10 protein-coding genes are annotated in these 12,496 nt (G+C 64.9%); 9 read left to right on the forward strand and 1 reads right to left on the reverse strand.

Annotated features, from left to right (window positions below):
• The first annotated feature begins 1 nt into the window (after window position 1).
• Together KRZ98_RS01370 and KRZ98_RS01375 are read left to right on the forward strand one after the other, a co-directional pair.
• Entirely contained in the window at window positions 2-1,309 is a 1,308-nt protein-coding gene (locus KRZ98_RS01370) for a M20/M25/M40 family metallo-hydrolase (RefSeq protein ID WP_217672394.1), read from the forward strand.
• Window positions 1,310-1,480: 171 nt separating this feature from the next.
• On the forward strand, window positions 1,481-2,125 hold the full coding sequence (locus tag KRZ98_RS01375; RefSeq protein ID WP_217671877.1) for a trimeric intracellular cation channel family protein: 645 nt from the start codon (window positions 1,481-1,483) through the stop codon (window positions 2,123-2,125).
• Window positions 2,126-2,434: 309 nt separating this feature from the next.
• On the opposite strand, the gene sppA is transcribed toward KRZ98_RS01375, so the two are convergent.
• Window positions 2,435-4,318, reverse strand: a complete 1,884-nt coding sequence (gene sppA, locus KRZ98_RS01380; protein WP_217671879.1) for a signal peptide peptidase SppA — start codon at window positions 4,316-4,318, stop codon at window positions 2,435-2,437.
• Between the two features lie 152 nt (window positions 4,319-4,470).
• Between sppA and gpmA the strand changes: the two genes are divergently transcribed.
• The 7 genes from gpmA to ileS all read left to right on the forward strand — a co-directional run bounded on the left by gpmA (window position 4,471) and on the right by ileS (window position 12,435).
• Window positions 4,471-5,157, forward strand: coding sequence for a 2,3-diphosphoglycerate-dependent phosphoglycerate mutase (gene gpmA, locus KRZ98_RS01385; protein ID WP_217671880.1), 687 nt, complete (start codon window positions 4,471-4,473; stop codon window positions 5,155-5,157).
• 178 nt (window positions 5,158-5,335) lie between these two features.
• Complete coding sequence (gene purE, locus KRZ98_RS01390; protein ID WP_217671881.1) at window positions 5,336-5,824, forward strand: 5-(carboxyamino)imidazole ribonucleotide mutase; 489 nt, start codon at window positions 5,336-5,338, stop codon at window positions 5,822-5,824.
• 8 nt (window positions 5,825-5,832) lie between these two features.
• Window positions 5,833-6,903, forward strand: a complete 1,071-nt coding sequence (locus KRZ98_RS01395) for a 5-(carboxyamino)imidazole ribonucleotide synthase (protein WP_217671883.1) — start codon at window positions 5,833-5,835, stop codon at window positions 6,901-6,903.
• A complete protein-coding gene (locus tag KRZ98_RS01400) occupies window positions 6,900-7,412 on the forward strand; it encodes a dihydrofolate reductase (protein WP_217671885.1) in 513 nt (170 codons plus the stop codon). The genes KRZ98_RS01395 and KRZ98_RS01400 overlap by 4 nt, the downstream gene beginning before the upstream one ends.
• A gap of 28 nt (window positions 7,413-7,440) precedes the next feature.
• On the forward strand, window positions 7,441-8,265 hold the full coding sequence (locus KRZ98_RS01405) for an alpha/beta fold hydrolase (RefSeq protein ID WP_217671886.1): 825 nt from the start codon (window positions 7,441-7,443) through the stop codon (window positions 8,263-8,265).
• Window positions 8,266-8,342: 77 nt separating this feature from the next.
• The gene (locus KRZ98_RS01410) at window positions 8,343-9,299 is read left to right on the forward strand and encodes a bifunctional riboflavin kinase/FAD synthetase (protein WP_217671888.1); all 957 of its coding nucleotides are present in this window, start codon (window positions 8,343-8,345) and stop codon (window positions 9,297-9,299) included.
• Window positions 9,300-9,456: 157 nt separating this feature from the next.
• A complete protein-coding gene (gene ileS / locus KRZ98_RS01415) occupies window positions 9,457-12,435 on the forward strand; it encodes an isoleucine--tRNA ligase (protein WP_217671889.1) in 2,979 nt (992 codons plus the stop codon).
• The last annotated feature ends 61 nt before the right edge of the window (window positions 12,436-12,496 follow it).

Raw genomic sequence — 12,496 nt, forward strand, 5'->3', positions numbered from 1 at the left:
GATGCGGGCAGGCCTGATCGCGGGCGTGATGCTGATGGCGGGGATGCCCGCCGGGGCAGCGCTGTCCCCCGCCGAACGCACAATCACCACCAGCGTCGAGGCGGGCTATGAACCCGCGATCGGCCTGCTCGAAAAACTGGTGAACCAGAATAGCGGTTCGATGAACCTGGTCGGGGTGAAGGCGGTGGCCGACATGCTGCGGCCTGAATTTGAGAGGCTGGGTTTTGTCGTGACCTGGCAGCCGATGGATGCGGCCAAGCGCGCCGGGCATCTGATCGCGGTGCATAAGGGGAAGGCGGGGACCACGAAGATGCTGCTGATCGGGCATCTGGATACGGTGTTCGAGCCGGATTCGCCGTTTCAAAAGTTCGAGCGCAAGGGCGATCTGGCGCGCGGGCCGGGCGTGGCGGACGACAAGGGCGGGGTCGTCACGATGCTGCTGGCGCTCAAAGCCATGCAGGCGGCAGGCACGCTGAAGGCCGCAAATATCGAGGTGGTGCTGACCGGGGACGAGGAGGATTCGGGCGACCCGATCAGCATCGCGCGGGCCGACCTGATTGCCGCCGGCAAGCGCGCCGATGTGGCGCTGGATTTTGAGGGTCTGAGCCAGGAAAATGGCAAGGATATGGGGTCGATCGCGCGGCGATCCTCCAACAGCTGGACGCTGACCGCGACCGGCAAGTCGGGGCATAGTTCGGGGATTTTCTCCGCCAGTGCGGGCGATGGCGCGGTCTATGAACTGGCGCGGATCATCGTGGCGTTTCGCAAGGAGCTGCCCGAACCCAATTTGACCTTCAATGTCGGGCTGATCGGTGGCGGGCAGAGCGCGGACGTGGACAAGGACGGCGTGCGGATCGCGGTGACGGGCAAAACCAATATCATTCCGCCGATCGCCGTGGCCAAGGGCGATTTTCGCACGCTGAGTGAGGAACAGACGGCGCGGGTGCGGGAGAAGATGCAGGCGATCGTTGGCGCAGGGCATCTGCCCGGCACGTCGGCGACGATCGCGTTCGACATGGGTTATCCGTCGATGGCCCCCACGGCTGGCAATCGCGCGCTGCTGGCGAAGCTGAACGGGGTCAATGCCGATCTGGGGCTGGCGGTGATGCCGGAACTGGACCCGCTGAAGCGTGGCGCGGGCGACATCAGCTTTGTGGCGCAGGATACGGACGGCTTGGTGGGGCTGGGCGTGACGTCGAGTGGCGACCATAGCCCGGCGGAACAGGCCGACCTGTCGAGTATGAAACGCCAGGCCAAGCGCGCGGCGATATTGATGAGCCGGCTGGCGGGGGAGAAGGGGCGGAAGTAGGGGTACTCTACCGCCGTTCACCCTGAGCAAAGTCGAAGGGTTCTACCGAGCGAAGCGAGGTGCCTTCGCCTCCGCTCAGGCAAAGGCTTCGACTTCGCTCAGCCCGAACGGGTTTGGGGTGCGCAACGTTTCTCGACTTCGCTCGAAACGAACGGATGTAAGTGTATAGTCATGCTCCCACCCACACCCCTCCTCGCCACCACCATCGGCCCGGTGCTGGAGACGCTCAGCATTATCGGCACATTCGTGTTCGCCGCGTCCGGGGCGCTGGCGGCGGCGCGGCTGCGGCAGACGTTGGTGACATTCGCCTTTTTCGCGCTGGTAACGGGGGTGGGTGGCGGCACGTTGCGCGACCTGCTGATCGGCGCGCCGGTATTCTGGGTCGTGGATGCCGCGCCTGCCATCACCTGCATGTGTGCGGCGGTGATCGTCTGGTGTACGCCGCGCCGCTTCTGGAGCGAGCGGGCGCTTGATTGGCTGGATGCGATCGGGCTGGCGGCGTTCGCGGTGTTCGGCGCGGCCAAGGCGATGAGTTTCGGCGTGCCGCCCTTTGTCGCCGGGATGATGGGCGTGGTGACCGGCTGCGTCGGCGGGATCATGCGCGATCTGCTGGCGGGCGAACCGTCGATCCTGTTGCGGCCCGAACTTTATGTGACGGCGGCGGCGGTCGCGGCGGGGCTGTTCGTGGGGTTGCGGATGGCCGGGCTGGACGTGCCGGTGGCGGGGCTGATTGCGGCGCTGCTGGGGTTCGTGTTGCGCGCGGTGGCGATTTGGCGCGGGCTGGGGTTGCCGGTGTATCGGGATGAGGAGGGGTAGTACCCTCTCTCTTTGGGGAGCCGGGCTATCGCATATGGAGTGCATCTCGTTTACTTTGTCATGCTGAACTCGTTTCAGCATCCATTTATCGTCACAAGCGGCGGGTTGTGGCGCGCGATGGATCCTGAAACAAGTTCAGGATGACGTTGAAAAGATAACGAAAAATCATATGCAACTCCCTTGCTTGAGGAGGCGGAGCGCCGACCTCACGTTGGAGCGCCATATTAACGTCGAACCCCCTCTTCCAACTTCGCCTAACCCGCTACGCGGGTAAGGCTGCGTATCCTTCTCCCCATTGGGGAGAAGGGGTTAGCGCCACAACCCGGCGATCATCGCCATCATGCCGCGTTCATCCGCTGCGCTCTGCATCTTCGGCGCGCCGTAGCTGCGGCATTCCAGGCAGTCGGCGCGGATGCCTGCGCCGGTGACGAGCGCCTTGACGTCGGCGACCGCCTGCATCGCCCAGCCGCGCTGGACCATGGCCTGGCGCGCCAGCATGTCGCGGGGTGCGCCTGCGTCGTCGGTGTCGCGCTCGGCCATCGCCTCGATCCAGGCGGCCCATTTGTCGGGCGTCTTTTCGATGGTGTAGGCGCGGGCGGCTTTGGGGTCGATTTTCGCGCGACGGGCGGCTTCGGCGATGGCGTCCTCCAGCCCGCCGAAGCGGTCGACAAGGCCGTTCTGCCGCGCTGTGCCGCCGTCCCAGACGCGGCCCTGCGCGATGGCGTCGATCTGCGCCGGGGTCTTGCGGCGCGATTGGGCGACGACGCCGACGAAGCGGCGATAGATATCCTCGACCCCCATCTGCATGATCGCGTCGAATTGCGGGGATGTGCCCCCGGCAAGGTCCGGCTGGCCGGACAGGGGCGTGGTGGCGACGCCGTCGGTGGTGACCCCCATCTTGGCCAGCGTGCCTTCAAAGCTGGGGAGGATGCCGAACACGCCGATCGATCCGGTGATGGTATCCGGCTGCGCAAAGATCATGTCGGCAGGGGTGGAGACCCAATAGCCGCCGCTGGCCGCGACATTGCCCATCGAGACGACCACGGGCAGTCCGTCCGCCTTGGCCTTGAGGATCGCGTTGCGGATCTTTTCCGACGCCAGGACCGAACCGCCCGGCGAATCAACGCGGACGACCAGGGCTTTCAAATCCTTTTCGTTGAGCGCGGTCAGCAGCAGGTCCGAAATCGTGTCGCCCGCAGCCGTGCCGGGACCAGCTTCGCCATCGACGATGTTACCCGCGACCGTCAGCACGCCGATCTGGCCGTCATTGGCCGGTTTGCGCGCTTTGACATAGGCGGCCAGGTCGATCTTGGCGAATGTGCCAGCCTTGGCATCGGACGCTTCGCCTGCGATTTCCGCAACGCGCGCGCCGAAAGCGGTGGCGTCGCCAAGCTTGTCGATCAGGCCGGCGGACAAGGCGGCCTTCGCCATATTGCCATTGGCGGCGGTGGCGGCGGCGACGGGGTCGGCGGCATAGGCGGCGATCTTCGCCCTGGGCCGTGCCTTGGCGACATCATCCTGCCAGTTCTGCCACAGAACATCGGCCAAAGCCTGATTGGCCTGCTTGGCTTCGGGCGACTGGTCGGCGCGGATATAGGGTTCGACGAAGCTCTTGTATGTGCCGACGCGATAGACATGAGTGTTGACGCCCAGTCTGTCGATCAGCCCTTTATAATAGAGGCTCGACCCGCCCCGGCCCATGATCGCGACGCCGCCCAGCGGATCGCTCCACGCTTCGCTGGCATGGGCGGCGAGCTGGTAGCTGTCGTCGGTATAGAGGGTGGCGTAGGCGAGGACCGGCTTTTTCGCGGCGCGAAGGCCATCGAGCGCCTGGCCGACGCGGGCGATGGCGACCTGACCGCCGCCCATGAAGCCATCCAGGTTCAGCACGACCGCCTTGACCTTGCTGTCCGTCTTTGCCGCCTCCAGCGCGGTGACGATGTCGGACAGGCGATATTCCTTCATGTCCGGGCCGGAGCCGGACAGGAGGGCGAAGGGATCGGTTTCGGCGGGTTGTTCGACGATCGTGCCGTCGAGGTCGAGCAGCAGCGCGCCCGCGCTGATGCTGGCGGCGGGCTTGGGCGAGAAGGAGAGGGCGGCGTAGAGCGCGCCGAAGAACAGCAACAGGAACAGCAGGACCAGCCCGTCCTTGATCGCGACCAATATGCGCCACGCGCCCTTCACAAATGCCAAGTGGGTGTTCCTTCTGCCCGGTCCGCCATGGCTAGCCCATCGCCCTGTCGACTGCAATGTGGGGGCCGCGCGCGCCGCTGCAAGCTTGCGCCGGGCGTTTCGCGCGTTATGGGGGGCGGCAGACTTTTCCCGATGCGCAGGAGACGTGCCCGATGCCCACCCTCGTTCTAATCCGCCATGGCCAGTCGTCATGGAATCTGGAAAACCGCTTCACCGGCTGGTGGGATGTGGACGTGACCGAGAAGGGTGCGGGCGAAGCACGGGCGGCGGGGCAGTTGATGAAGGCCAAGGGGCTGGATTTCGACCAATGCTATACCTCGCTCCAGACCCGCGCGATCAAGACGCTCAATCTGGCGCTGGAGGAAATGGGGCGGCTGTGGCTGCCGGTTGAGAAGGACTGGCGCTTGAATGAGCGCCATTATGGCGGGCTGACGGGCCTGGACAAGGCGGAGACGGCGGCCAAGCATGGCGACGCGCAGGTCAAGATCTGGCGCCGCAGCTTCGACATTCCGCCCCCGGTGCTGGAAGCGGGCAGCGAGTTCGACCTGAGCAAGGATCGCCGCTATGCGGGGATCGCGATTCCCCAGACCGAGAGCCTGAAGGACACGATCGCCCGCGTGCTGCCCTATTGGGAAAGCCGCATCGCGCCGGACCTGAAGGCGGGCAAGCGGGTATTGATCTCCGCCCACGGCAATTCGCTGCGCGCGCTGGTCAAGCATCTGTCGAACATTCCAGATGACGAGATCACCGAACTGGAAATCCCGACCGGCCAGCCGATCGTCTATGAACTGGCCGACGATCTGAGCGCGATCGAGCGCTATTATCTGTCGGAGCGGTAAAGCCTGTGCGCTCCCGCGCAGGCGGGAGCCCGGTCGCGCCGTTTCAACTGGGCTCCCGCCTGCGCGGGAGCACGGTGGGTTGGGGGATTTGACGTTTGCCCAACGCCCCTAGTGCCGCTAAGGGGCTTTGCTTTCCGGGCGGCACCGTAGCGGCCGCGCCATGAGGGGAAGCACGGGCATGAGCGGGGCAATCGAGGTCGGCATCATCATGGGGTCGCGGTCCGACTGGGACACGATGCGCCATGCCGCCGAAACGCTGGACGCGCTGGGTGTGGCCCATGAATGCAAGGTGGTGTCGGCGCACCGCACCCCGCAGCGGCTGTATGATTATGCCACCAGCGCGGTGGATCGCGGCCTGAAAGTCGTCATTGCGGGCGCGGGCGGCGCAGCGCATCTGCCGGGCATGTGCGCGTCGATGACGCGGCTGCCGGTGCTGGGCGTGCCGGTCGAATCGAAGGCGCTGAAGGGCATGGATTCGCTGCTGTCGATCGTCCAGATGCCAGGTGGCATTCCCGTGGCGACGCTGGCGATCGGCAAGCCCGGCGCGATCAATGCCGGGCTGCTGGCGGCGGCGATCCTGGCGACCAACGATCCCGCGCTCGCCGAGCGGCTGGACGCCTGGCGCGCCAAGCAGAGTGATGCGGTCGCCGAAACGGTCGAGGACTGAGCGGCCCCATGACGACCATCGCGCCCGGTTCGACCATTGGCATCCTTGGCGGCGGCCAGCTGGGCCGGATGATCGCCATTGCCGCCGCGCAGCTGGGCTATTGCACCGCTATCTATGCGCCGGAGGAGAGCGGCCCCGCCGCCGACGTGTCGCCGCGCTGGACGCGGGGCAGCTATGACGACGCGGTGGCGCTGGCGGCCTTTGCCGATGGCGTCGATGTCGTCACCTATGAATTTGAGAATATCGATCCGGCGGCGGTCGAGGTGCTCTCCACCCACGGTCTGGTCCGCCCCGGCGCGCAGGCGTTGCGGGTGGCGCAGGACCGGCTGGCCGAAAAGCGCTTCGTCTGCGACCTGGGCGGGCTGACCGCGCCGTTTGCGCCGGTCGAGAATCTGGACGATCTGGAAGCGGCCATTGCGCAGGTCGGCAGCCGGGCGATCCTGAAAACCAACCGCATGGGCTATGACGGCAAGGGGCAGGCGCGGCTCAATGAGCCGGGCGATGCGGTCGGTGCATGGAACGCCATCGGGCGGCAGAGCGCGATCCTGGAAGGCTTTGTGACCTTTGCCGAGGAATTTTCGGTCATATTGGTGCGCGGGGCGGACGGTGAGGTGCGCTTCTGGGACAGTTCTGCCAATGTCCATGTCGACGGTATCCTCGACACGTCGATCGCGCCCGCCGGGCCGCTGATCGAGGGGCAGGTGCCTGCTGCGCGCGCACTGGCCCGCAAGATTGCCGATGCGCTGGATTATGTCGGCGTGCTGACCTGCGAATTTTTCGCCAGCGCCGACGGGCCGGTGTTCAACGAAATGGCCCCGCGCGTCCATAATAGCGGCCACGGCACGATCGAAGGCGCGCTGACGAGCCAGTTCGAAAATCATGTCCGCGCGATTTGCGGCCTGCCGCTGGGCGACACGGCGCTGGCGGCGCGCCGGGTGGAGATGCGCAACCTGATCGGCGACGCGGCGCATGACTGGCTGGCGATCCTGTCGGACCCGGCCAACCATCTGCACCTGTATGGCAAGCATGAAGCGCGGCCGGGGCGCAAGATGGGGCATGTGACGCGGCTGGTGCTGTGAGCGAGATCGTTCTGATCCTGGCCCGCGCCGATAATGGCGTGATCGGGCAGGATGGCGATCTGCCCTGGCGGCTGCCGGCTGACCTCAAGCGGTTCAAGGCGCTGACGCTGGGGCATCCGATGATCATGGGACGCAAGACGTTCGACAGCCTGCCGGGCTTGCTGCCGGGGCGTCGCCATATCGTGCTGACCCGTGACGGCAAGTGGACGGGCGCGGGCGCAGAAGTCGCGCATGATGTCGCAGGCGCGCTGGCGCTGGCCGATGCGCCTAGCGTGATGGTGATTGGCGGGGCGGAAATCTATCGACTGTTCCTGAGCCAGGCGCACCGGATCGAGCTGACGGAAGTGCATCTGGACGCGGTGGGGGACGCCAGCATTGCCTATCCCGATCCGGCCGACTGGGCGGAAGTGGCGCGAGAAGCGCATGAGGCTGTCGATGATCGGCCTGCCTATAGTTTCGTCTCCCTTCGTCGTATCGGTTCGGAACAGGGCGCTATTCCCGCAGGTTAAGCCAGTCCCCGGATAGAGGACTGCATCCATGCCCATTTTAGACACACGCGACGGCGCGCATATCCATTACAAGGTGGCCGGAGAAGGTCCGCCCGTCATCCTGATTCACGGCTGGCCGCTGACCGGCGACATGTGGGAATATCAGACCGTCGCGCTGGTCGAGGCAGGGCATCAGGTCATCACCTATGATCGGCGCGGCTTTGGCCATAGCAGCCATCCCGCGACCGGTTACACCTATGATATATTTGCCGACGATCTGGCCGACCTGATCGCCCATCTGGACCTGCCGCGCGTCAGTCTGGTCGGCTTTTCCATGGGTGGGGGCGAGATTGCCCGTTATCTGACCCGCCATGGCGCGGCGCGGGTGGACCGGGTGGTGCTGGTGTCGTCGGTCGTGCCCTATCTGCTCAAGACCGCCGACAATCCCGATGGCGTGGAGGAGCATGTGTTTGCCGAGATGCAGGAGGATATCCGCAAGGATCGCTTCGACTTTCTCCAGAGTTTCGCCAAGGATTTCTATGGCGTTGGCTGGGTCACGAGTCCGGTCAGCAAGGGTGTGCTGGACTGGAGTTTCGCGCTGGGCATCATGGCCAGCCCGCTGGCTACCATCGCCTGTGTCGATGCCTTTGGTCGCACCGATTTCCGTCCCGATCTGGCGAGCTTCACTATCCCCACATTGGTGATCCACGGCAGCGCCGACAAGACGGTCCCGATCGACCCCAGCGGTCGCGCGGCGGCCGCAGGTATCGCTGGCGCGCAATGGTTGGAATATGAGGGCGAACCTCATGGTCTGTTCGCGACGGTGCCTGACCGGCTGAATGCCGATCTGATCGCCTTCCTGCGTGGGGGCTGACGACTGAGGATTGCGGGCGTTCGCGACAGGGGGCTCGGTCATTGCTCTTGGCCGGGATGCCCCCTATAGGCCGCGCCATGGAGCGGCTGACAAGCGGCGCCCCGGTCCCGGCGCATCTGCGCGGGGCCATCATGGCGTTGGGCAATTTTGACGGGTTTCACGCCGGGCATCAGGCCGTGGTCGGCCATGCGATGGACCGCGCCCGTGCGGAGCGGCGTCCCGTCATCGTCGCGACATTCGATCCCCATCCGATGCGGCTGTTCCGGCCCGATACGCCCCATTTCCGCCTGACCACGCTGGACCAGCGGCAGGCCTTGTTCGCCGCCGCCGGGGCGGACGCGATGATGGTGTTTGCCTTTACCCCCGAGCTGGCGGCGCTCGATCCGGCGGCGTTCGTGCGCATGCTGGCTGTCGATATGGGCGTGGCCGGGGTGGTGACGGGGCAGGATTTCACCTTTGGCAAGGGGCGGGCCGGGTCGGTGGCGCTTTTGTCCGATTTGGGCGCGCCATGGGATATGTGGGCGCAGGCGGTTGCGCCCGTGACGGATGCCGATGGGGCGGTGATTTCGTCCAGCCGCATTCGCGCGGCGTTGCAGGCGGGCGATTGCGCCACCGCGACCCGGCTGCTGACCCGGCCCTTCACGATCGAGGGCGTGGTGCAGCATGGCGACAAGCTGGGTCGCACGATCGGTTTCCCGACCGCCAATGTCGATATGGGCAGCTATTTGCGCCCGGCCTATGGTATTTATGCGGTGCGCGGGATTTTGCCCGACGGGCGGGTGCTGGACGGCGCGGCGAATCTGGGCATCCGACCGACCTTCGACCCGCCTAAGGAGTTGCTGGAGCCGCATTTCTTCGACTTTGCCGAGAGCCTCTATGACCAGTGCATCGCCGTGCAACTGATCGCCTTCCTGCGGGCGGAGGCGAAATATGACGGGCTGGACGCGCTGATCGCGCAGATCGCGCGCGACTGTGACGATGCGCGGCAAATCCTTGCGGGCCAAAACCTTGCGGGAACGCCCCGCCTCGCCTAATGCCGCGCTCACTTCAGCCGTTCGTGCTGAGTAGGGACTGAGCTTGTCGAAGGCCCGTATCGAAGCATCGTGCGCATACGCATCCTTCGATACGCCATTTCGACTTCGCTCAATGGCTACTCAGGACGAACGGGGTAATTTTATTGCCGGACCCAATATGACCGACGCAACTGACTATAAGTCCACCGTTTTCCTGCCCGTTACCGACTTTCCGATGAAGGCCGGTCTGGCGCAGAAGGAACCCGCGATTGCGGCGAAGTGGGAGGCGATGGGTCTGTATGACCGGCTGCGCGAGCGGCGCAAGGGGCGCGAGCGCTTCATCCTGCATGACGGCCCGCCCTACGCCAATGGCGACATTCATATGGGCCATGCGATGAACAAGGTGCTGAAGGACATCATCGTCCGTTCGCAATCGCTGCTGGGCAAGGATGCGCCCTATGTGCCGGGCTGGGACTGCCATGGCCTGCCGATCGAATGGAAGATCGAGGAGGAATATCGCAAGAAGAAGCTGAACAAGGACGAGGTGCCCGCCGCCGAATTCCGCGCCCAGTGCCGCGCCTATGCCGACAAATGGGTGGGCGTGCAGAAGGAGCAGTTCAAGCGTCTGGGCGTGATGGGCGATTGGGCCGATCCGTACCTCACGATGAAGTTCGAGGCCGAGGCGACGATCGTTGGCGAGTTGTTGAAGTTTGCGGAAAGCGGCCAACTCTACCGCGGGGCCAAGCCGGTGATGTGGTCCCCGGTTGAAAAGACCGCGCTGGCCGAGGCTGAGGTCGAGTATGAGGATGTGACGTCGACGCAGATCGACGTGGCGTTTGAGATTGTGGACGCGCCCAACGCGCCGGAACTGGTTGGCGCTTACGCGGTGATCTGGACGACGACGCCCTGGACGATCCCGGTGAACCAGGCGATCGCGTTTGGGGAGGGGATTGAGTATGTTCTCTTCGGCGATCATGGCGGCCCCAAGTTCTTGGCTGCCAAGGATCTGTTGCTGAATGGCGAGTTGCTCAATCGCCTCGGTATGGCGCGCGAGGTAGACATTTATTGGCAAGGCAAAGGCACCGACCTTATCGGAGCTGTCGCCCGCCACCCGATGGCAGGCCGCCTTTCTTCACCCCTCCCCTTCAGGGGAGGGGCCGGGGGTGGGGGCCATCCAGATGGCACCGCGCCGGTTGATAGCCCCCACCCCAACCCCTCCCCTGAAGGGGAGGGGCTTAAGGGAGATGGCTTCTTCGATCGCCCCCGTCCCTTCCTCCCCGCCGATCATGTCACCACCGACGCGGGCACGGGCCTTGTCCATATGGCGCCCGACCATGGCGAGGAGGATTTCATTGCGTGCAAGGCGCTGGGGATCGACCCGGTGTTTGCGGTCAATGATGCGGGTTTCTATCGCGACGATTGGGAATGGTTGCCGGGGCAGGGCAGCGTCATCAATACCAAGTTCAACGGCGCGGACGGCCCGATCTGTAGCGATCTGCGCGCGGCTGGCGCGCTGCTGTCGGCCAGCGAGTTCAGGCATAGCTATCCCCATAGCTGGCGGTCGAAGGCGCGGATCATCTATCGCTGCACGCCGCAATGGTTCATCCCCATGGACAAGCCCAGTGGGCAGGTGGCGGACTATCCGCTGCCGCCACTGGAGCCGGTCACCGGGGCGCTGGCGACGGTCCTGCCGACCAACGGCCCGACCCTGCGCGGCGTGGCGCTCGATGCGATCGCCAATACACGCTGGGTGCCGGAGCGGTCGCGCAACCGGATCAATGCGATGGTCAGCGATCGCCCCGACTGGGTGATCAGCCGCCAGCGGGCCTGGGGCGTGCCGATCGCGCTTTATGTGCATCGCAAGAGTGGGCAATATCTGGTTGATCCGGCAGTCAATGCCCGGATCATCGAAGCGTTCAAAGGCGCGGGGGCGGATGCCTGGTTCGGGGCGGATCATCAGGCGTTGCTGGGGCCCGACTACGACCTCAACGACTATGAGGTCGTGACCGACATTCTGGACGTGTGGTTCGATAGCGGTTCGACCCACAGTTTCGTGGTGGAAGCCCGCTATGGCGAGGGCGTGCGCGCCGACCTGTATCTGGAAGGGTCGGACCAGCATCGCGGCTGGTTCCAGTCCTCGCTGCTCGAATCCAGCGGCACGCGGGGGCGTGCGCCCTATGACGCGGTGCTGACTCATGGCTTCGCGCTGGACGGCACCGGGCGCAAAATGTCCAAGTCGCTGGGCAATGTTGTCGATCCGCTCAAGATCATGGGCGAAAGCGGCGCGGATATCTTGCGCGTCTGGGTCGCCAGCACCGACTATTTCGATGACGTCCGCATCGGCAAGGAAGTGCTGGCCGGGTCGTCCGACGCCTATCGCAAATTGCGCAATACTTTCCGCTACATGCTCGGCGCTCTTGCCGATTATGATGAAGAGGTCGAGGCGGTATCCTATGCCGAGATGCCGGAGCTGGAGCGCTATATGCTCCACCGGCTGGCGGTGCTGGACGCGGAATTGCGGTCGGTCGTGGACAAGGCGGCGGGCAGCGACAATTGGCTGGAGTTCAGCCGCTACACCCGCGCGCTGTTCGACTTCGCCAATAGCGACCTGTCGGCCTTCTTCTTCGATATCCGCAAGGATTGCCTCTATTGCGACGCGCCGTCGGACCCCAAGCGCCGCGCCTATCGCACGTTGCTCGATACGCTGTTCCACGCGCTGGTCCGCTATGCTGCGCCGATCATCCCCTTCACCGCCGAGGAAGTATGGCAAAGCCGTTTCCCAAGTGACGAGGAAAGCGTGCATTTTCTGGAATGGCCGGAGATCGACCGTCACTGGATCAACGCGCATCTGGACGAAAAATGGACCGAGCTGCGCAGCCAGCGCGAACAGGTGAACGAGGCGATCGAGCCGTTGCGGCGCGAGAAGATCGTCCGATCCAGCCTGGAGGCCGACGTCACCATGGGGCAGGTGCTGGCCGTGGGTGACGTGGATTTCGCCGAAGTGGCGATCGTCGCGCGGGTGACGATGGGCAAGGGCGACGGCATCAGCGTCCGCCCCAGCGAATGGCATAAATGCGGGCGCTGCTGGCGGTTGCTGCCGGAAGTGACCGATGACGGCGCGCTGTGCGACCGTTGCGATGATGTGGTGACGGCATGACGACCATTGCACCGTTTCGTCATCCCGGACTCGATCCGGGATCCAGGGCGGCGCTGCACCG

It is taken from the genome of Sphingobium sp. AS12 (assembly GCF_019097845.1).
Lineage (GTDB): Bacteria > Pseudomonadota > Alphaproteobacteria > Sphingomonadales > Sphingomonadaceae > Sphingobium.

Bases quoted from the DNA above. Each gene is read 5' to 3' on its own strand.
- KRZ98_RS01405 (WP_217671886.1), top strand. From the start codon at position 7,441: ATGCCCATTTTAGACACACGCGACGGCGCGCATATCCATTACAAGGTG.
- purE (WP_217671881.1), top strand. From the start codon at position 5,336: ATGAGCGGGGCAATCGAGGTCGGCATCATCATGGGGTCGCGGTCCGAC.
- ileS (WP_217671889.1), top strand. From the start codon at position 9,457: ATGACCGACGCAACTGACTATAAGTCCACCGTTTTCCTGCCCGTTACC.
- gpmA (WP_217671880.1), top strand. From the start codon at position 4,471: ATGCCCACCCTCGTTCTAATCCGCCATGGCCAGTCGTCATGGAATCTG.
- KRZ98_RS01410 (WP_217671888.1), top strand. From the start codon at position 8,343: ATGGAGCGGCTGACAAGCGGCGCCCCGGTCCCGGCGCATCTGCGCGGG.
- KRZ98_RS01395 (WP_217671883.1), top strand. From the start codon at position 5,833: ATGACGACCATCGCGCCCGGTTCGACCATTGGCATCCTTGGCGGCGGC.
- KRZ98_RS01370 (WP_217672394.1), top strand. From the start codon at position 2: ATGCGGGCAGGCCTGATCGCGGGCGTGATGCTGATGGCGGGGATGCCC.
- KRZ98_RS01375 (WP_217671877.1), top strand. From the start codon at position 1,481: ATGCTCCCACCCACACCCCTCCTCGCCACCACCATCGGCCCGGTGCTG.